The sequence below is a fragment of the Shewanella sp. ECSMB14101 genome (genome assembly GCF_000773485.1).
GTDB classification, from domain to species: domain Bacteria; phylum Pseudomonadota; class Gammaproteobacteria; order Enterobacterales; family Shewanellaceae; genus Shewanella; species Shewanella marisflavi.
The window spans coordinates 95,298-116,000 of sequence record NZ_JSFF01000014.1; the positions used below are offsets into that span (position 1 = coordinate 95,298).

At 49.0% G+C, this 20,703-nt stretch carries 13 protein-coding genes; 6 read left to right on the top strand and 7 right to left on the bottom strand.

Features of this window, described 5'->3' with window-relative positions; translation table 11 throughout:
• Nucleotides 1–184 precede the first annotated feature (184 nt).
• The 7 genes from NY07_RS12045 to NY07_RS12075 form a co-directional block, all read right to left on the bottom strand.
• Nucleotides 185–976: a thioredoxin domain-containing protein gene (locus tag NY07_RS12045; protein ID WP_033539605.1), complete on the bottom strand. Its 792-nt coding sequence runs from the start codon at nucleotides 974–976 to the stop codon at nucleotides 185–187.
• 34 nt (nucleotides 977–1,010) lie between these two features.
• Complete coding sequence (locus NY07_RS12050) at nucleotides 1,011–2,381, bottom strand: sigma-54 dependent transcriptional regulator (RefSeq protein WP_033539606.1); 1,371 nt, start codon at nucleotides 2,379–2,381, stop codon at nucleotides 1,011–1,013.
• Between the two features lie 314 nt (nucleotides 2,382–2,695).
• On the bottom strand, nucleotides 2,696–3,568 hold the full coding sequence (locus NY07_RS12055) for an MBL fold metallo-hydrolase (protein ID WP_033539607.1): 873 nt from the start codon (nucleotides 3,566–3,568) through the stop codon (nucleotides 2,696–2,698).
• An 88-nt stretch (nucleotides 3,569–3,656) separates the two neighbouring features.
• On the bottom strand, nucleotides 3,657–6,704 hold the full coding sequence (locus tag NY07_RS12060; protein WP_033539608.1) for an efflux RND transporter permease subunit: 3,048 nt from the start codon (nucleotides 6,702–6,704) through the stop codon (nucleotides 3,657–3,659).
• A 2-nt stretch (nucleotides 6,705–6,706) separates the two neighbouring features.
• Nucleotides 6,707–9,949: an efflux RND transporter permease subunit gene (locus NY07_RS12065; protein ID WP_033539609.1), complete on the bottom strand. Its 3,243-nt coding sequence runs from the start codon at nucleotides 9,947–9,949 to the stop codon at nucleotides 6,707–6,709.
• Between the two features lie 14 nt (nucleotides 9,950–9,963).
• Complete coding sequence (locus tag NY07_RS12070; protein ID WP_033539610.1) at nucleotides 9,964–11,028, bottom strand: efflux RND transporter periplasmic adaptor subunit; 1,065 nt, start codon at nucleotides 11,026–11,028, stop codon at nucleotides 9,964–9,966.
• A gap of 427 nt (nucleotides 11,029–11,455) precedes the next feature.
• Nucleotides 11,456–12,742 (bottom strand): citrate synthase, encoded by a 1,287-nt coding sequence (locus NY07_RS12075; protein ID WP_033539611.1) that lies wholly within the window; start codon nucleotides 12,740–12,742, stop codon nucleotides 11,456–11,458.
• Between the two features lie 412 nt (nucleotides 12,743–13,154).
• Here NY07_RS12075 and sdhC point away from each other — a divergent pair, with 412 nt between their 5' ends.
• The 6 genes from sdhC to odhB all read left to right on the top strand — a co-directional run bounded on the left by sdhC (nucleotide 13,155) and on the right by odhB (nucleotide 20,632).
• Entirely contained in the window at nucleotides 13,155–13,550 is a 396-nt protein-coding gene (gene sdhC / locus NY07_RS12080) for a succinate dehydrogenase cytochrome b556 subunit (RefSeq protein WP_033539612.1), read from the top strand.
• The gene (gene sdhD / locus NY07_RS12085) at nucleotides 13,544–13,891 is read left to right on the top strand and encodes a succinate dehydrogenase, hydrophobic membrane anchor protein (protein ID WP_033539613.1); all 348 of its coding nucleotides are present in this window, start codon (nucleotides 13,544–13,546) and stop codon (nucleotides 13,889–13,891) included. Before sdhC ends, sdhD begins: the two co-directional genes overlap by 7 nt.
• The gene (gene sdhA / locus NY07_RS12090; protein ID WP_033539614.1) at nucleotides 13,892–15,658 is read left to right on the top strand and encodes a succinate dehydrogenase flavoprotein subunit; all 1,767 of its coding nucleotides are present in this window, start codon (nucleotides 13,892–13,894) and stop codon (nucleotides 15,656–15,658) included.
• A gap of 10 nt (nucleotides 15,659–15,668) precedes the next feature.
• Nucleotides 15,669–16,376 (top strand): succinate dehydrogenase iron-sulfur subunit, encoded by a 708-nt coding sequence (locus NY07_RS12095; protein ID WP_033539615.1) that lies wholly within the window; start codon nucleotides 15,669–15,671, stop codon nucleotides 16,374–16,376.
• A gap of 215 nt (nucleotides 16,377–16,591) precedes the next feature.
• On the top strand, nucleotides 16,592–19,414 hold the full coding sequence (gene sucA, locus NY07_RS12100) for a 2-oxoglutarate dehydrogenase E1 component (RefSeq protein WP_033539616.1): 2,823 nt from the start codon (nucleotides 16,592–16,594) through the stop codon (nucleotides 19,412–19,414).
• A gap of 30 nt (nucleotides 19,415–19,444) precedes the next feature.
• Complete coding sequence (odhB, locus tag NY07_RS12105) at nucleotides 19,445–20,632, top strand: 2-oxoglutarate dehydrogenase complex dihydrolipoyllysine-residue succinyltransferase (RefSeq protein ID WP_033539617.1); 1,188 nt, start codon at nucleotides 19,445–19,447, stop codon at nucleotides 20,630–20,632.
• Nucleotides 20,633–20,703 lie beyond the last annotated feature (71 nt).

The window sequence follows — 20,703 nt, forward strand, 5'->3', positions numbered from 1 at the left end:
GTGTAACACTTTGCTTTGTCCATAAGTGAGGAGTGACAGAGGACGAGACAGACCTAATATAAAGCGCATCCGCTGACTGTTTAGGCCTTTTTATGTATAGCCTTGTCTAATGGTTTAAGGCGTTTTAAGGGGAGGAGGTTTTTGGGGAAAGCCGCTAAATACCGAGAGTATCGCGGCTTCAATGTTAGTTGGTTTTGGTAAGCTTAGATTCGAGTGTATCGATGAGGGCACTAAAGGTCTGGTAACTTTGGGCTCCCACCACAAGCTTGGGCTCGATAAGGCGATTGTTTTCAAGTTTGCCGATAAGGAAACTTGGTGTGCCTCGTATCCCAACTGATGAGCCATAAACGATATCCTGCTCTATCTTAGCCAGGATGGTTTGATCTTCGAGGCAAGTGGCGAACTTGGTCATGTCCAGTGAGAGTTGCATCGCCGTGTCTTGATAGAGTTTGTCGCCCAACTGACGCATATTTTGAAACAAGGCCTCGCGCATTGGCCAATAAGCTTCTTGTTGTTGGGCGCAATTTGCGGCAATAGCGGCGCCTTTGGCTTTGGGGTGAAAGCCCAGTGGGAAATCTCTGGTGATATATTTCAGCTTACCTTTATCGATATAGTTGGCTTTTATTTTTGCGAAGGTATTGTCTATATAACGTTTACAGTAAGGGCATTGGTAATCTGAAAATTCGACAATAGCCACTTGTGCCGTTGCTGCGCCTAATGAGGGTAATTTGCCTTGCTCATCAGGATCATTCTGGTTGGGTAGGGTTTTGTGTTGTGGCTGTTGGCTCTGCATGGCAATGGCATGTATCTCTTTAACCTGGCTGCTCATAATGGCTACTTGCTGCTTAAGCTGACCGACTTCTTGTTTAAGATAGGCGAGTTCCTGATGCACTTTCTCATCCTCTTTTTGCTGACATCCAGTGCTGAGGAAGAGCAAGGACAGGCTGACAATTACTGTCGATTGAATTGATGGCATAAGTCGATCCTCTGTTTGTGCCACATAAACTTAGCTATAGCGTTATCTTGCACTTCTTGATGAGGCGATAGAAAGTCGTTCGGGAGATATTGAGTTCACGGGCGGCTGCTGAGATATTGTGATGATTACGCTTAATAGCAGCCAGTAGCAGTTCTGTGTCAATTTCGGTTCTGTGTTTAGCAAAATCGACTACGTCTGACTCATCATTAGCCGGGCAGGCCAATTTAATGCCAAGATCGGCTTCGGTGATCACATCACTTTCGGCCATGATGATGGCTCGCTGGATACGGTTTTTAAGCTCACGCACATTACCAGGCCATTGGTATTGGGTCATGGCTTGTAAGGCATTTTGGTTAAACGCAACTCGACGGTTGGGGGGAGCCAATCTGGCCAAAAAATCCTCGGCAAGCAGGGGAATGTCAATTTTATGTTGTCTTAGACTGGGAATTTCTATTTGTATGATATTGATTCTATAGTAAAGATCTTCTCTAAATCTGCCTTCTTCAATAGCATTCTCTAGATTAACATGAGTGGCAAAGATGATGCGGCAGTCTACGTCGGTTGTGCTTTGGCCACCGATCCGCTCGATGTAATGTTCCTCAAGAAAATGCAGAAGATTGATCTGTAACTCTAGAGAGAGATCGCCTATTTCATCTAAAAATAGCGTGCCTTTATCGGCGCGCTCAATTCGGCCTATGTATTGTCTGTCGGCCCCTGTGAAGGCGCCTTTTTCATGGCCAAATAGCTCCGAGTGGATAAGCGTTGGGGGCAGGGCGCCGCAATTTACGGTGATAAAAGGACCGCTTTTACGTCCAGATAGCGAGTGGATCAAGTTAGCACATAGCCCCTTGCCGGTGCCTGTTTCACCACCGATAAGCACAGTTTCGTCGGATTTGGCAACTTTATAGAGGGTGTCGCGCAAGCTTTGCATTGCTTCGGATTTACCAAAGAAAAAGGATGCGGGCTTATTAGAAGGGTGCTTGTGACTCCATTGCTCATTTATTGTCGCCATGCCATAGAGGTGACCTAAGGTATGTTCGAGTCGCGGCCAGTCAATAGGCAGGTGGTGTAGATCTAAAAAGTAGTCTGTAAAACAGAAGCTGAGCTCCTTCATTTTCTTGGGGTTGTCTACGGAAAGCGCCACCCATAATAGGTCAGGCTGACGAGCTGACAGTAACTCTACAGCGTGCAAGACAACCTGTTGATGGGCAGTGTCTATGATGGCTATCGCAACCTGGCAGGGGGTGTGTTGCAATGTTTGGTAAGCGCACTCTAAGGTGCAAGCAAGGTTAAATTGCCACTGGGATGAGTCAGTTTGTTTATTGGTAAAACACCTTTCGTCCGTAAGGTTTAATACCAATATGTTACGTTCCTTGTGAGCCAAATTCCTATTGCGATTACTCACAGTCAATCCTCAGCGAGGGCCCCAAGACAGCCAATGCATTTGCTATGAAGGATGTTTAAATTTTAGGATAGCTAGGGAGTAACGCAAGTTGGTAGTGTTTCTAATTGTGATTTTACTGAGTCTTTAAAAAGGCTGTTTGAAGGTCGAACAATGGGCGGGATTTACTTTCATGAATTTAGTCGATTCAGTTGAATGATATGCTACTTGCTAACCCTTTGAGTGTCTGGCTATAAGATGACTTTTTGAGTGATATGAGTTAGGCAGTAATGACAGCACTCGCTAGAAAATGAGGAGACAAAGTCTCCTCATTGTCGTTATTGCTCACTTAGGCCGTTATAGAGAGTGTCTATCCAGGTTTCTTGTGAGATAAATTTCCAGCCCCACCCCTGTAGTGCTTCGGGTAATCCCTGCTGTTTTATCTCGTTGAGAGACTTTTTGGCTTTAAGTTGCTGCATCATCCAGTCGATAGACAGATCTAGCATCTTTTTGAAACGAATAAGGTCTTGTTTTGTGGCGAGATCGCCATGGCCAGGTATGATTTTAGTATCTTTATCGACCCTGGCTAATATGGTGGCAACACTGTCTCGATAGCCGAGCACAGAGCCACCTGCCTTCAGATCGATATAGGGGAATCTGTCTTTAAAGAAGAGATCGCCCATATGCACCACAGGTGCGTTGCGCCAAAACACGACACTGTCGCCATCGGTATGGGCAGCGCCCAGATGCACTAGGTGCAGGGTATCGCGATTAAAATGGATCTTGATCCCTTGTTCATAGGTGATGCTTGGTAGTGCCTCGGGTGAAAACTTTTCGTCGCTGGCTAATCGCTTAAGTACATTATCGTGGGCGAATATGGCGCCAGTTTGTCCGAAGAAACCATTGCCGCCAGTATGATCCCCGTGATAGTGGGTATTGACGATATATTTGGGTTTGCCAGTTTGAATATCGGCCAGCGCCGCACTAATTTTGTCGGCTAAAGGGGCAAATTGATCATCTATGATGAGTACACCATCCTCGCCGGCGGACACACCGATATTGCCGCCAGCACCGCTAAGCATATAGATATGCTCGGTTAACTTGGTGGCTGAGATTTTTACCTGTGCAAATTTATCCTCAGCGGCAGTGTAGCTAATGCTTACACAGTAAAGCAGTAAGCTGGTTAGAGTGAAGCGAGCCATGCTATTCATTGGGGAGCCTTTTTATATTTGTTGAATCAGTTTATATAGTTGCATATTAAAAAGGCTGCAAGAAGCAGCCTTTTCTTTTCCTTAAGTTTTAGTGCGCCCACGGCATGATACGGCGGGTAAACTGATCGGCGTTGCCAAGTTTTATCGCTGCCTGATGGCGCATACGATAAAGTGCTTGATAACAGAGCGGCACCAGATAGAGACTGGTAAGCGTCGAGAAGCTTAAGCCACCTATGATGGCAATTGCCATAGGCGCATAAGGGGGACCGCCGCCACCGATTTGGGTATCTCCCATGGCGAGCGGTATAAGTCCCAATACTGTGGTACCAACCGTCATCAATACCGGACGTAAACGTGTAATACACACTTGGCGTATGGTATCGGAGAGGCGATCCAGTTCGGGTGTTTTCTGGTTTATCTGATCCACCAAGACTATCCCGTTATTAACCACTATGCCCATTAAGATCAGAATCCCAATCATTGCCATGATAGACATTGACGTGCCTGTCAGTAACAGTGCCCAGAAAACTCCGGTAATGGAAAATAGGATAGAGGTAATGATGGCCGTTGGCAGCAGCAAAGATTCAAACAGGGCAGCCATGACGATATAGATCATGGCGATAGCCAAGATCATATTGGTCGCCATGATGGCCTGATCTTCATCCTGGCGCTGGAAGCCGCCACGTAGCGAGTAACCATAGCCAGGTTGGAACTGTACGGTATCCATCACCTGCTTTATCGCTTTTTGCGCCGCTTCAGTGGTCATCTCATCTAAGTTAGCGCCGATAGAAAGCGCGGTTTGACGATCGTAGTGGCGGATAGTGTCAAATCGTGGACGAATCGAGATCTCGGCCAGGCTCTGAAGTGTATAGACGCGACTGCCCTGACGGACGATTGGCAGCTCTTTGAGCTTTTCCAAAGATTCGCGCCACTTCCTATCGTAGGCTAACTCGATGCGCAGCTCACCGCTTGGATCGTGTCTAAAAGAGCGTAGTGGTGAGCCGCGAAGCGCCATAGAGACATTACGCGCCAGCTCGCTGAGGCTTAAATCAAGTCTGGCTGCCATAGTGCGATCCAGCTCGATTATCACTTCTTGCTGCGTACTGTTGAGCTCTGAGCGCACATCGCTTAGACCTTCAATCTTGGCCAACAAAGGAACCACTTGTTCGCTGATGGTGATCAGTTCGCTAGTGGAGCGGCCAGTTAAGGTTACGCGAATGCCATTGTTATCATTGCCCCAACCAAACTGTGGCTTGGCGATGGAGAACTTAGGGAAGCCTTCACGTATCTTGCGTTTCAGCGCCTTGATATCTATGTCGGCATCTTCTTGCAATAGCAGGGTCGATTGACCTCGGTCAGCAGAGAAGTAGCTGTAGACTGAGTCGATATAGAACTCCTCTTTATTGGCATAGAGGTAATCTTCCATGCGGTTGATCATCGCCTCGGTTACATCCAGACTGTGGCGTCCCTCTACCTGATAGTTGATGTAGAGGCGGTTGTTCCCCTCACCATCGTTTTGGTCTTGCTGCACCATGCTCAGTGGTAGGGCAGTCGATGCCAACATGATCACGGCAATCACGCCTGAACGCTTGGGTCTGCACAAGATCCATGCAAGGCTGCGCTCATAAAAAGATTGCAATTTGCTTGGCTTAGGGTCGGTCTCAATCTCAAAATGCAGCTTGCTTAACATCAAGGGGATCAGCGTCTTGGCGACCAAGAGTGACGCCGCCAGCGAGATACAGATCGCAATGGCGACATGTTCCAGGAAGATAGTCAGCTCCACCTTTACCCCAAAGATATTGGGCAGGAACACGATAGCCGTAGTGAGCGTCCCAGCCAGTACCGCCAGAGCAACCTTGTTAACCCCCGTGAGCACTGCTTGAGAGGTAGATGCTTTGCCCTGATGTTGTTTTTCCTGCAACACACTTTCACTTACCACCACGGCATTGTCGATCAGCATCCCCACTGCCAGCAGCAAGCCCATCATCGAGAGAATGTTCAGGCTATAGCCTAAGAAGTACATGCCCGCCAGTGTCATACACAGTGAGATGGGCACAGAGGAAACCACCACAAGTGTCATCTTGAGGTTGCGCAGAAACAGATACAGCACAGCAAATGAGAGCAGGGCGCCGATTAAGCCTGCGGTCAGCAGATCCGATAGGGAAGATTTAACCCCATAGGCCTGATCTTCCATGATAAACAGCTTGATGCCGTTGAACTGCTGATCTTGCTTAGCCGCTTCGATAACCTTGAGTACCCGTTCAGATACATCGACCAGATTGGCACCGGACTCCTTAAATACATCCAGACCGACAGCATATTTCTGATCCAGATGACGACCGTCCAGGCGCTCAGGCAGGGCGTAGCGAATCGAGGCGACGTCCCCTAAGGTCACGCCAGGGATCAACACTAAGGCTGAGATATCATCAAGGTCGCGAAACTCGCCCTTAGGCGATACTTGATACACCCTAGTGTTGGCCCTGAGTGTACCGGCGCTGACGATAAAGTTTTCCTGGCTCAGACGTTGTTGTAATGCCGTGCTGCTTACGCCGGTGGCGCTGAGTTTATCGGCATCGAGTCGTATCTCAATTTGCTTTTGTTCAACGCCATAAAGACTCACCTGAGAGACCCCTTCGACTCGCTCAAGCGGCTTCTTAAGCTGCTTGTCCAGTAGGTCAAAGGCACCAGAGAGTTCCCGCTCGCTAGAGATACGTATGGTCAGTACCGGCATATCAGCGGTAGAAAACTGGCGGATAAAGACGCGTTCCACATCTTTAGGCAATAGGTGACGCACGGCATCCACCTTTTCCCTGGCTTCCAGACTCTTGGTGGAGACGTTTTCGCCCCACTTCATCCTGAGTTCAATTTCGGCGCCATTTTGCGATGAGCGCGATCTCAGCTCTTCGATCCCTCCCATGGTGGCGAGGGACTCTTCTAGCACATTGGTGATCTCCCGCTCTACTTCGGCGGGAGTAGAGCCCTTGTAGGGCACTTCTATCATCACCTGGGGCATCTCGATGCCAGGAAACATCTCCAGAGGCAGCAGACGACTCGATGCTAAGCCAAAGAGCAAGATAGCGACGAAGAACATGCTGGTGGTCACAGGCCGACTGATGGCTAAACGAGTGATATTCATACTCATTCTCCCTTTTGAGCGACTTCGGCAGGTGCATCAAATGCCTTGCGGTCAAACAGGGCGTAGAGCGCCGGGATCACCACGAGTGTTAGCAGGGTTGCCAGAGACAGACCGAAGATAACGGTGATCGCCATAGGTGCACGTACCTCGCTACCATCGCCTAAGCCTAGTGCCATAGGTGCCAAACCTAAGGCTGTCGTCATTGTGGTCATGATGATGGGGCGCAGGCGGGATTTCGCGGCTTCTTCGATGGCCGTTAGCTTAGCGATGCCCTGCTGACGCAACTGATTGATGCGATCCACCAAAACGATAGCGTTGTTCACCACTATGCCTGCCAGCATGATAAGACCGATAAACACCACAACGCTCAGGTGAGTTTGGGTGATGAACAGGCCAAAGATACTGCCACCCACCGCCATAGGTACGGCGATAAGAATAAGCAGGGGATGAATGAGCGACTCAAACTGACTGGCCATGACGAGGTAGACCAGAAATACTGCCAATACTAAGGCGATTTGCAGTGACTGGAAGGAGTGTTCCATCTCCTCATTTTGTCCACCAAAACGTACCTGAATCGAGCTTGGTAGGTTTTGCTGATCTATGATGCTTCTGGCCTCAACTACTGCGTCGTTGAGATCGCCATAGGCAAGGTTAGCCGAGACAATAGCGACTCGCTGCTGGCTGATACGGTTGATGGCTGAGGGCCCCAGATTCAAAGACACATCGGCAACGGCACTCAGCGGGATCGGCTGATTGCTGTTGGGGTTGATGATCATCGAATCGATATCGCTGATCTGGTCGCGCTCCTCGAGTTCGCTGCGCACCAGGATGTCGATCTTTCTGTCACGGACAGTGTACTGACTGGCGACTGTGCCGCCGATGCGCTGGGCGATACGGTTAGCAACCGTCGGTGCGTCCATACCCAAGGCAGCCAGGCGAGCGTGGTCGAAGCGGATACTAAGCTCTGGCTGACCGTCACGCAGGCTGGTGTTAAGGTCGGCGAAACGATCCGAGTCAGACAGCGCGCTGATAAGGTTATCTGCGGTCTGCTTGAGCTGGGCTAAGTCATAACCAATCACCTCTATCTCCAGTGGCGTCTTGAAGCTAAACAGCTCAGGATGTTGAATTTTGGCTTCTAACTCAGGGATACGCATCGCTGTGGTGCGCAGCTCCTGGGTGACCTCATTAAAGGCTTGGTGGTCGGCCAGTACCACTTGCAGGCGCCCCCAGTTTTCACCGCCGCGAGAGGTATCTGAAGTCATTAGCCCGCCGCTACCGGCTTGGCTGTAGGCATGTTTAACATCTTCTCTGTCTTTGATAGATAAAGCCAGCTTCTGTAATACTCTGTCTGTCTCGCTCACTTCTGTGCCAGGAGGCAGTAGGACCTCTACATAGAACTCACCCTGGTTCATCGGCGGGATAAGCTCCATGCCAAGCCTTGGGATCAAGCTCATGGTGCCTAGCGTGAGGGTGAGGGCAATGGCCAGCGTTACCCAGGTAAATTTCAGGGCCTGCCTCAGCAGCTTGTGATACAGGTATTCGAGGAGATGATAAAACCAGTTAAATGCTAAGCTGATTGGGCGCATCACCAAGCCTGCAAGCCAGGAGAAGGCGCGACTGAGTATCAGTGCTAGGGTTAGCAGTAGTGACGGTAAGTAACTAAATAGCAGTACGAAAGGGAAGGAGCAAACGGTTGCGCCGTAATGCTTTACCTTGGCTATTTTAGTGTCTAGCACAGGTTTTTCACGTTTCTGTACCAGGTGGGGCAGCGCCTTAAAGCCTTCGCGCGATGCCAACATTGGAATCGTGGTCAGTGCGACCAGTAGTGAGGCCAGTAGGGCGAAGGTTACCGTTAGCGCCTGATCCGAGAAAAGCGCACCGGCTACGCCATCGACAAATACCAGAGGCACGAATACTGCCAGAGTCGTCATGGTCGACGCAAAGATTGCACCCGCTACCTCTTTGGTGCCTGTTACCGCGGCATCTAGTTTATTCATTCCCAGCTTACGACAGCGATCGATGTTTTCCAGCACCACAATGGCGTTATCAACCAGAAGTCCCACTGCCAGGGCGATACCACCCAGTGACATAATATTGAGACTGATGTCGGCAAAATACATCATATTAAAGGTGGCGATCACGGAGAAGGGAATCGAGATAGAGATGATAAGGGTCGGCACTATGTCTCTAAGGAACAGATAGATCACCAGCATCGAAAGCAGACTACCAATCAGTGCTGCCGAGGTGACTTCGCTCACCGCGCTTTCGATAAACTCGGATTGGTCATAGATCACCTTAAGCTCCGCTTTTTCGTTGAGCTTTTTGAGGGCATCTAATTTAGCGCTAACCTTGCGCGCCACAGCAACCGTATTGGCATCACCCTCTTTATAGATGGCCAGTTCGATAGATTCCGCCGAGCCGATACGGGTGATATCGTTACGTTCCTTGTGGGCATCTATGATGTCGGCCACCTCGAACAGACGCACCAGGGTTTGCTTGTCGCGATAGACGATGATCTGGCCAAGCTCATCTAAGGAGTTAAATTGATTTAGCGTACGTACCAGATACTCTTTCTCACCCTGAACCACCTTACCGGCAGAAAGGTTGATGTTCTCGGCAGCGATTCGCTCACGGATCTTGTCGGCATTAAGGTTAAGTTGGGTCAGTTTTTCCTGATTGAGTTGAATATGTACTTCTTGCTCCAGACCGCCAGAGAGTCTGACGGCCGCGACGCCGCTAAGAGATTCCAGCTGACGCTTTAGCTCCTCCTCGGCAAAAGTACGCATCTGCTTGAGTGATTGTTCATCGGCGTCGGGTAGGGAGAGCGCCAGACGGACTATGGGATCCAGGTTAGGGTTAAAGCGCAGCAGGAGTGGCTTTTTCACATCCAGCGGCAGCTCTATGGTATCTAGCTTTTCCCTGACCTCTAGGCTCGCCATGTCCATGTCTGTACCCCATTCAAATTCGAGTACGACATCGGACATGCCAGAGCGGGAGATGGAGCTAATCTTACGCAGGCCTTTAACGATACCAGCGGCTTCTTCGATCGGCTTAGAGACAAGCTGCTCTACTTCGACCGGTGCGGCGCCTTCGTATTGGGTGCGTATGGTAATGGTAGGGTAGCTGAGATCCGGCAGTAGTTTCACTGCCAGACGAGAGAAGCCCACCATGCCAAACAGGATCACGGCTAACATAAACATCCACACGGATACCGGCCGTTTAACGGAAGTATTAATAATCGACATAAGCTGAGTTCCCGTTATTGTTGTGCGCGAGCAACGTCTAGTTGGCTGATCACTTCAACTAAGGACTGATCTTTGAGGTTTTGTTGCCCACGGATCACTATCTGCTCACCGGGTTCCAATCCAGACACGACTTCAACGGTATCGGCTTCGCGGTAACCTAGTGAGACTTCGCGGCGCAGGGCATTGTCACCTTGGACGACATATAGGGCGTATTGATTATCTTGATTGACTACAGCGTTGTAGGGAACGGTTATCACATTGCTATGAGTATCGTATCTCAACTCTACCCGGGTAAACATACCCGCCTTGAGTTGGGCATTTTGGTTCGGAACAGACAGAGTGACTTTAAAGGTACCACTTTGTGGGTCCACTATGGGACTGATGCGAAGAACCTTGGCGTGAACAGTCTCTTTGGTGTGCTTGTTGGCATATAGCTCAGCTTCCTGACCTAAACGCAGGCTCTGCAGCTGTGCTTCTGGTAGGTGGACGATGCCGTAAAGTTCATCTTGGTTAACCACATAGAAGAGCTGCTCGAACTCTTTGGCCATGTTACCGGCCTTGACATAGCGCTTGGCGACAACACCGTCGATGGGTGAGCGGACCATGCTTTCCTCTACTTGCAGTGCTGCTAAGTCGCGTTTGGCGATGGCGGCCTGCAGGTTGTATTCGAGTTTGGCCATGGAGTCGGCGCTGATAAACTCTTTATTACCCATCTTCTTCAAACGATTCAGTTCTTGTTCGATGATCTCCACTTCGGCTTGAGAGCGCGCCAGGTCGTAGCGTTGACGTTTCGCATCAATCACGGCTAACAGTTGCCCTTTGGTGACGCGATCCCCTTCTTCAACCTTAATCTCTTCGATAAGACCCGCGATACGGCTAACGACATCGGCTTCCTGAGGCGCTTCGAGGGTTGCAGTAGTGCTATAAAAGGAGGAGACGTCACCTTGTATTACAGTCGTGGTTTCAACGGGAACGGCGTATTTTTCTTCTTCTTTTTTTGTTTCCTCATTGCCACATGCACTGAGTACGGCAACAAATAGTAGGGGAAGTGCCAACTTAAACTTTGAAAAAGATTCCATGTGAAGATACCTATGTTATTTATCCAATTAGCCTTAGTAAGCACAAGGTGTGCCAAAATTTTAAATCTATATTTTTCAATTGTTTGTACCAACTCAACCCTTGAGTTGATGAACTTGTTAATTGGTTTGTAGCGAAAATGTTTAACAAGTGATGATTTTGACTACTTAAAGTTATGACTGTTAGCCAAGGGAGCGCAAATTGGATTTGATACAAAATGTATCTTTAATATTTTAGTCGAAGCCTCTCTTGTTTGGCGGGCCGAATGTGAGCAAAAAATAGGTATAGAACATCATGGCATGGATGGAGTGATAATGGATGCGTGATATTTAGAGGAGCCATAAAAGGACAAGCTTAAAAAGGCGTATATAAAGCGAGATAGGCATAAAAAAAGCACCCTTAAGGGTGCTTTTTAAGATTAGGCAGGGATTAACGCTGATCTAGTTTGACGAAGCCGCGTTCTGCCGAACCTGTGTAAAGCTGACGTGGACGGCTGATCTTGTGACCAGGCTGATCCAACATCTCTTTCCAGTGAGCAATCCAACCTACAGTGCGCGCTAGAGCGAACAGTACGGTGAACATGCTAGTTGGAATACCGATAGCCTTCATGATGATACCTGAGTAGAAGTCTACGTTTGGATAAAGCTTCTTAGACACAAAGTATTCATCTTCCAGTGCGATACGCTCAAGCTCCATCGCTACGTCGAGCAGTGGATCGTTAACCTTAAGCTCGGCAAGCACTTCGTGGCAAGTTTCACGCATGACTTTGGCACGAGGGTCGAAGTTCTTGTAAACGCGGTGACCGAAGCCCATCAGACGGAATGGATCATCTTTATCCTTTGCACGTTCGATAAACTCAGGAATACGATCAACAGTACCAATCTCTTCTAGCATGTTCAGGCAAGCTTCGTTTGCGCCGCCATGTGCAGGTCCCCACAGTGAGGCAATACCCGCTGCGATACACGCAAATGGGTTCGCTCCTGAAGAACCAGCTAGACGCACAGTAGAGGTAGAAGCATTTTGCTCATGATCTGCGTGCAGGATAAAGATACGGTCCATAGCACGCTCGATGATAGGGTTAACCTTGTACTCTTCACAAGGGACCGCAAACATCATGCTTAGGAAGTTGCCCGCATAGCTTAGGTCGTTACGTGGGTAAACAAATGGCTGACCAATTGAATACTTGTAACACATAGCGGCGATAGTCGGCATCTTAGAGACTAAACGGAACGCCGCAATTTCGCGGTGGTGTTCGTCGTTAACATCGAGAGAGTCTTGATAGAATGCAGACAATGCACCTGTGACACCACATAGCATAGCCATTGGGTGTGCATCACGGCGGAAACCACGGAAGAACGACGCAAGTTGCTCGTTAACCATAGTGTGTGTCTTTACCGTGTAGACAAATTTGTCGTATTGAGCCTTGTTAGGTAGCTCACCGTAAAGCAGCAAATAACAAAGATCTAAATAATCTGAATCGACGGCAAGTTCGTCGATAGCGTAACCACGGTGTAAAAGTATACCTTGGGCGCCATCAATGTAGGTGATAGCTGATTCGCAGGATGCTGTCGCTAGGAATCCTGGGTCAAATGTAAAATGACCTTTGCTACCGAGTTTACTGATGTCGATAACATCAAATCCCGCCGTTCCTTTCTTAATAGGCAGTTCAATCGAATCGTTCCCTGGTAGTTCCAATTTGGCTATATTATCAGCCATACCCCGTTCTCCTTACTTCATTCTTATGTGAGTGCGGCTTTGTCAAACGCCAATACTTTACAGTGAATCTAGATCACATTTCAATTTAAATAACTGTTTAAATTTGTTAGACCATGGTCTTAATTTGACGTAAGTGCCCGTCATTAAAGCAACTTGCTAGAATTTTTTACCAAAAAAACAAAATTTGCATAATGTGATGTTTGTATTTGACATTTGTGGGGCGTATACTTGCTTCGGCTCGAAAGAGCTACAAACAAACCAATTCGAAAACCATTATTTACAAGCTTAATTAGTGTTTTTTGAATTAGTTAACTGTTTGTTTCAACTTTTCTTTTGAGGCGAGAGGAGGTGGTAAGTTTGCTTGCTGGTCAAATTTCGTTCGAAAGAGGTTCAATAACAAAAATAATGCTCAATGGAGCAGAGTGAGCAGAACGTGAAAAAGCAAAGACCTGTCCATCTAGATCTGCAGACCATTCGCTTTCCTGCAACAGCGATTGCGTCAATCCTACACCGTGTTTCCGGTGTCATCATGCTGTTTGCCGTCGGCATTCTTATCTGGTTGTTGAGTGAGTCACTCGCATCTGCTGAGAGTTTCGCGGGCATTCAATCTCTATTTGATAACTTCATCGTTAAGTTTGTCGTCTGGGGAATTCTTACTGCGCTTGGCTATCACCTGATTGTTGGCTTACGCCATCTGATTATGGATACCGGTTGTTGGGAAGAGTTGGACTCAGGTAACGCTTCAGCGAAAGCCGCGTTTGTTATTGCTGCGGCATGGTCAATCATTGCGGGGATTTGGGTATGGTAACAAATGCAGCGAGTCTTGGACGCAGTGGCGTTCATGATTTTATTCTTCTTCGTGCTAGTGCCGTGATCCTTACTTGTTACACTATTTTTTTAGTAGGATTCATTGCCGCTAGTGCTCCTCTCACTTATGACGTATGGCACGGGTTATTCAGTGCTTTGCCGATGAAAGTGTTTACGCTTTTAGCCTTGGTTGCCATTCTGGTTCATTCCTGGATCGGTATCTGGCAAGTGCTAACCGACTATGTTAAGCCGGTCGCAGTTCGTGGCGTACTCCAATTCGTCTTCGTCGTAGCAGCACTTTCTTATCTGGCTGCTGGCATTGTTATTGTGTGGGGTGTTTAAGTGAGTATTCCAGTTCGTGAATTTGATGCAATCGTAATTGGCGCCGGTGGCGCGGGTATGCGAGCTGCACTACAGATTTCTAAAGAAGGTAAGAGCTGCGCGCTGTTATCTAAAGTATTTCCAACGCGTTCTCATACCGTTTCAGCCCAGGGTGGTATTACCGTAGCCCTAGGAAACGCCCATGAAGACCATTGGGAACAACACATGTACGATACGGTAAAAGGTTCCGATTTCATCGGTGACCAAGACGCTATCGAATTTATGTGTCAAACCGGTCCAGAAGCCATTATCGAGCTTGAGCATATGGGTCTACCATTCTCTCGTTTCGAAAACGGTAAGATCTATCAGCGTCCTTTTGGCGGCCAGTCTAAAAACTTCGGTGGCGAGCAAGCAGCTCGTACCGCTGCTGCGGCCGACCGTACTGGTCACGCGCTACTCCACTGCCTCTACCAACAGAACGTTAAGCATAAGACTGAAGTCTTCTCTGAGTGGTACGCACTGGATCTCGTGAAAAACGAAGATGGTGCTATCGTTGGCTGTACTGCAATCGAAATCGAAACCGGTGAGATTGTTTACTTCAAGTCTAAAGCCACTATCTTAGCGACAGGTGGTGCTGGCCGTATCTACGCCTCTACCACTAACGCTCACATCAACACGGGTGACGGCGTCGGTATGGCGATGCGCGCTGGTGTACAGATGCAAGATATGGAAATGTGGCAGTTCCACCCAACCGGTATCGCCGGCGCGGGTGTACTGGTTACTGAAGGCTGTCGTGGTGAAGGCGGATATCTGCTAAACAAAGACGGCGAGCGTTTCATGGAGCGTTATGCGCCAAACGCGAAAGACTTAGCATCGCGTGACGTGGTTGCACGTTCTATGATGACTGAAATTCGTGAAGGTCGTGGTCTCGATGGCCCATTAGGTCCTCACTGTCTACTTAAGCTAGATCACTTAGGTAAAGAGACCCTCGAAGCACGTCTACCTGGCGTATGTGAACTGTCTCGTACCTTCGCGCATATCGATCCGGCCGATGGCCCAATCCCTGTATTGCCAACCTGTCACTATATGATGGGTGGTCTACCTGCTAAGGTGAGCGGTCAGGTGATTCGTAAGAATGAAGACGGCAGTGAAACTGATGTTTCTGGTCTGTTTGCCGTAGGCGAAATTGCCTGTGTATCGGTACACGGTGCCAACCGTCTCGGTGGTAACTCGCTACTTGACCTTGTGGTCTTTGGCCGCGCAGCGGGTCAACACTTGGGTAAGGCGTTGGATGAGACAGCTGATCCTAAAGATGCTACCGATGCCGACATCGCGAAATCACTTGAGCGTCTAAACCGTTGGGAAAGTAACAAAGACGGTGAAGATCCTGCGAAGATCCGTAAAGATCTTCAGTTGTGTATGCAGCTTAACTTCTCAGTATTCCGTAGCGGTGACGCCATGGCAGAAGGTCTCGAAGAGCTTAAGGCGATTCGTGAGCGTCTGGCCAATGCCAAGTTGTCTGATAACTCAAAAGAGTTCAACACTCAGCGTATCGAGTGTCTAGAGCTGGACAACCTGATGGCAACAGCCATCGCCACGGCTTACGCGGCTAACTTCCGTAAAGAGAGTCGTGGGGCGCACTCACGCGAAGATTACCTCGAGCGTGATGATGACAACTGGTTATGCCACAGCCTGTTCGATCCTGTGACAGAGCAGATGACCAAGCGTGCGGTGAACATGGAGCCTAAGCTTCGTGAAGCCTTCCCGCCAATCAAGCGTACCTACTAAGGAAGATAAGATGAATTTGAAGATTGCTATTTATCGCTATAATCCTGAAGTAGACACTAAGCCTTACATGAAGGATTACACGCTGGAAGTGGCTGAAGGTACCGATATGATGGTATTGGATGTCCTGATGCAGCTGAAGGTTCAAGACCCAACGTTGGCGTTCCGTCGCTCATGCCGTGAAGGTGTATGTGGTAGTGATGGCGTGAACATGAATGGTAAGAATGGTCTGGCTTGTATTACGCCTATTTCTACCTTCAAGGGTAAGAAACTGGAAATACGTCCACTGCCGGGTATGCCTGTTGTGCGTGACCTGATTGTCGACCTGACTCAGTTCTACAAGCAGTATGAGAAGATCAAACCTTACCTGATCAACGATGAAAAGACGCCAGCTCGTGAGCATCTGCAATCGCCAGAAGAGCGTGCGCACTTAGATGGTCTTTATGAGTGTATCATGTGTGCGTGTTGTTCAACGGCTTGTCCATCATTCTGGTGGAACCCAGACAAGTTTGTCGGACCAAGCGGCCTGTTGCATGCTTATCGTTTCCTTATCGATAGCCGCGATACCGCGACCGAAGAGCGTTTGTCTGAGCTTGACGATGCATACAGCGTATTCCGTTGCCATGGCATCATGAACTGTGTTGATGTGTGTCCGAAAGGACTTAACCCGACGAAAGCAATTGGACACATTAAGTCCATGTTGCTGAAGCGAGCAGTATAAATGCAACACACTGAGCTAATTTTAATAATTATATAGCTCATTGAGAGTCACTTCTCCTATGTGAGAAGTGGCTCTTTTATGTAATGGAACTACACATGCCGTGAAATCTGGACTCTAGGGGCGGCAGATATTTTGCAATTGCAGTGCATTTAACTGGGATTGCATTTTCAATACTTTGGCTAAAAACACGTGTATAAAGTTTGAAAGGAATAGAAATGCACCAAGGCATCATGAAAGCCTGGCTCGATTCGTCTCACTTGAGTGGCGCGAACTCGACCTATGTAGAAGAGATGTATGAAGCCTATCAAGAGGACCCTCAGTCAGTTTCAGACGACTGGCGAGCGGTGTTTGATAACCTCCCATATGCCAACGGTGCAACAGCAGATGTACCCGAAGCTGCCCACTCTAAAGTACGTGAATATTTCCGTAGTTTGGCGTTAGAAGGCCGCCACAAGAGCGCTGCTCGTGTGACGGATCCCGAAGTCGACGCTAAACAGGTTAAAGTTCTTCAGTTGATTAACGCGCACCGTTTCCGTGGTCACCAGAATGCGAATCTGGACCCTCTCGGTATATGGAAACGCGAAACCGTCTCTGAATTGGACCCTGCCTTCCACGGCTTAACCAGCGAAGATATGGAGCGTGAATTCAATACTGGTTCATTTGCTCACGGTGGCGACACCATGAAGCTAGGTGATCTGGTGAAAGCACTGAAGACCACTTATTGTGGTGCTATCGGCGCGGAATACATGCATATCACGGATACTGATGAGAAGCGTTGGATTCAACAACGCTTGGAGCCATCATTAGGTAGCGCTAATTACGATAAAAGCACTAAAACCCGAATTCTTGAAGGCCTAAACGCCGCCGAGGGGATGGAAAAGTATCTTGGGGCCAAGTTCCCAGGTGCCAAGCGTTTCTCGCTGGAAGGTGGTGATGCGCTAGTGCCTATGATGCGCGAAATTATCTATCGCGGTGGCGAAGCGGGTACCAAAGAGATTGTCGTGGGCATGGCTCACCGTGGTCGTCTAAACCTGCTGGTTAACATCTTAGGTAAGAAGCCATCAGAACTGTTTGACGAATTTGCTGGTAAGCATAGCGATGAGCTCAATGGTTCGGGTGACGTTAAATATCACCAAGGTTTCTCATCAGATTTCGAAACGCCAGGTGGCAATGTGCATCTAGCCCTGGCCTTTAACCCCTCGCATCTTGAGATCGTTAACCCTGTGGTTATGGGCTCGGTAAGAGCACGTCTTGACCGCCGCGGCTGTAAGACTGGTCTGCAGGTCATGCCTATCACTATTCACGGCGACAGCGCGATTGCCGGTCAAGGTATTGTCCAAGAGACCTTTAACATGTCTCAAACCCGTGCTTTCAAAGTGGGGGGCAGTATCCGTATCGTGGTTAACAACCAAGTGGGCTTTACCACCAACCTGACTGAAGATACCCGCTCTACTGAGTACTGTACCGACATCGCTAAGATGGTTCAGGCGCCAATTTTCCACGTTAATGCTGATGACCCAGAAGCCGTTGCTTTTGTGGCTCAGGTTGCGGTTGATTATCGCAACGAGTTCAAGCGTGATGTGGTGATCGATTTGGTTTGTTACCGACGTCATGGCCATAACGAAGCCGATGAGCCCAGTGCGACTCAGCCGCTGATGTATGCCAAGATTAAAAAGCATCCAACACCACGTAAGATCTACGCCGATCGCCTGATCGAAGAGAAGACGCTTGGTGCAGATGAAGTGACGTCGATGATCAACGACTATCGCGATGCCCTGGATAAGGGTGATTGCGTGGTGAAAGAGTGGCGTCCGATGACGCTGCACACAGTTGACTGGACGCCTTATCTGAATCGCGAGTGGGATGAGGCTTATCCTGCCGAATTGCCGCTGGCGCGCCTTAAAGCCTTGGCTGATAAGATCAGCTATGTGCCCGAGAGCCATAAGTTGCAGTCACGCGTTGCTAAGATCTACAAAGATCGTGCGGCCATGGCTGCTGGTGACAAGCTACTGGATTGGGGTTTTGCCGAGACCTTAGCTTACGCCTCGATTTTGGACGACAACAAGCGCGTGCGCATTACGGGTCAAGACTCTGGCCGTGGTACCTTCTTCCACCGTCATGCTGTGCTACATAATCAGAATGACGCGACTGCCTATCTGCCGCTTCGTCAGCTGTCTGATATGCAAGGCCCTATCGATATTTCTGACTCGGTATTGTCTGAAGCCTCAGTATTGGCGTTCGAGTACGGCTATGCCACAGCAGAACCCGGCGGATTGACCATTTGGGAAGCCCAGTTCGGTGACTTCGCTAACTGTGCTCAGGTGGTTATCGATCAGTTCCTCTCTTCTGGTGAGCAGAAGTGGGGCCGTCTGTGTGGTTTAACCATGCTGTTGCCTCATGGCTACGAAGGGCAGGGCCCAGAGCACTCGAGTGCACGTCTGGAGCGTTTCCTGCAACTTTGTGCAAACCACAATATGCAGGTGTGTGTTCCTTCGACACCGGCTCAGGTATATCACATGCTGCGCCGTCAGGTGGTGCGTCCTATGCGTCGTCCTCTGGTGGTTATGTCACCTAAGTCACTGCTGCGTCATCCGCTGGCCGTGTCGACCATGGAAGAACTTGCCGAAGGCACGTTCCAAAATGTGATAGGTGAGATTGATGAGCTTGATAGCAGCAAGGTCGATCGCGTGGTCTTCTGTAGTGGTAAGGTTTACTTCGAATTGCTTGAAAAGCGTCGTAAAGAGAACCAGACCAACATTGCGCTGATTCGTGTAGAACAACTGTACCCGTTCCCACACGAAGATATGGCGCAGATCCTCGCCCAGTATCAGCACGTTAAAGATTTCGTTTGGTGTCAGGAAGAGCCTCAGAACCAGGGCGCTTGGTATTGCAGCCAGCACCACTTCTGGTCGGCCATTCCAGCCGGTGCCCAATTAACCTATGCAGGTCGTGAAGCCTCGGCAGCACCCGCATGTGGTTATCCGGCTCTGCACGCTCAGCAGCAAGAATCTTTAATTAATAGCGCATTAAAACTGTAGTAATAGACAATATAAAAAGGATAGCTTTCCATGAGTATCGAAATTAAGGTACCCGTACTGCCAGAATCAGTTGCTGATGCAACCATCGCCACATGGCATGTTAAAGCTGGCGAGCAAGTGTCTCGTGATCAAAACCTAGTCGATATCGAAACCGACAAGGTAGTTTTAGAAGTGGTTGCGCCTGAAGATGGTTCAATCGTTGAGTTCCTGGCTGAAGAAGGCGACACAGTGCTAGCGGAAGCCGTTATTGCTAAGTTTGTTGCTGGCGCCGTTGCTGGTCAGGAAGTTTCTAAGGAAGAGGCCGAAGCTGCAGCGCCTCAAGCGGCTGAATCTGACGAGTCTAACGATGCGCTAAGCCCATCGGTACGTCGTCTGATCGCCGAGCACAACCTAGATGCTGCCAAGATTAAAGGCACTGGTGTTGGTGGACGTATCACTAAAGAAGATGTGGAAGCCTTTATTAAGTCAGCGCCTGCGGCTAAAACTGCTGAGCCAGCGGTTGTTGCTCCGCTTGGCGAGCGCAGCCAGAAGCGTGTACCTATGACGCGCCTGCGCAAGACTATCGCTAACCGTCTGCTAGAAGCGAAGAACTCTACGGCGATGTTGACTACCTTCAACGAAGTCAACATGAAGCCTATCATGGACATTCGTAAGCAGTATCAAGATCTGTTTGAGAAGAAGCACGGTATCCGTCTTGGTTTCATGTCTTTCTATGTGAAGGCGGTAACCGAAGCGCTTAAGCGTTTCCCAGAAGTGAACGCTTCTATTGACGGTGATGATATCGTTTATCACAACTACTTCGACGTGAGCATCGCGGTATCTACGCCTCGTGGTCTGGTAACCCCAGTACTGCGTGACACTGACACCATGAGCTTGGCCGACATTGAGCGTAACGTGCGTGAATTGGCGATCAAGGGCCGTGATGGCAAGCTTACCGTTGAAGATATGACTGGCGGTAACTTCACCGTGACTAACGGCGGTGTGTTTGGCTCGCTGATGTCTACGCCTATCCTTAACCTGCCACAAAGCGCGATCTTAGGCATGCATGCCATTAAAGATCGCCCAATGGCGGTTAATGGTCAGGTAGAAATCCTACCTATGATGTACCTAGCACTCTCTTATGACCACCGTATCATCGATGGTCGTGAGTCTGTTGGCTTCTTGGTGGCCATTAAGGACTTCCTGGAAGACCCAACTCGTCTGCTATTAGACCTGTAAGACGATGTTGTTTAGATGCCTGTCGGTAACGGTAGGCATCACCCCTCGCTACCGGCTCAACAGAGTCGGTT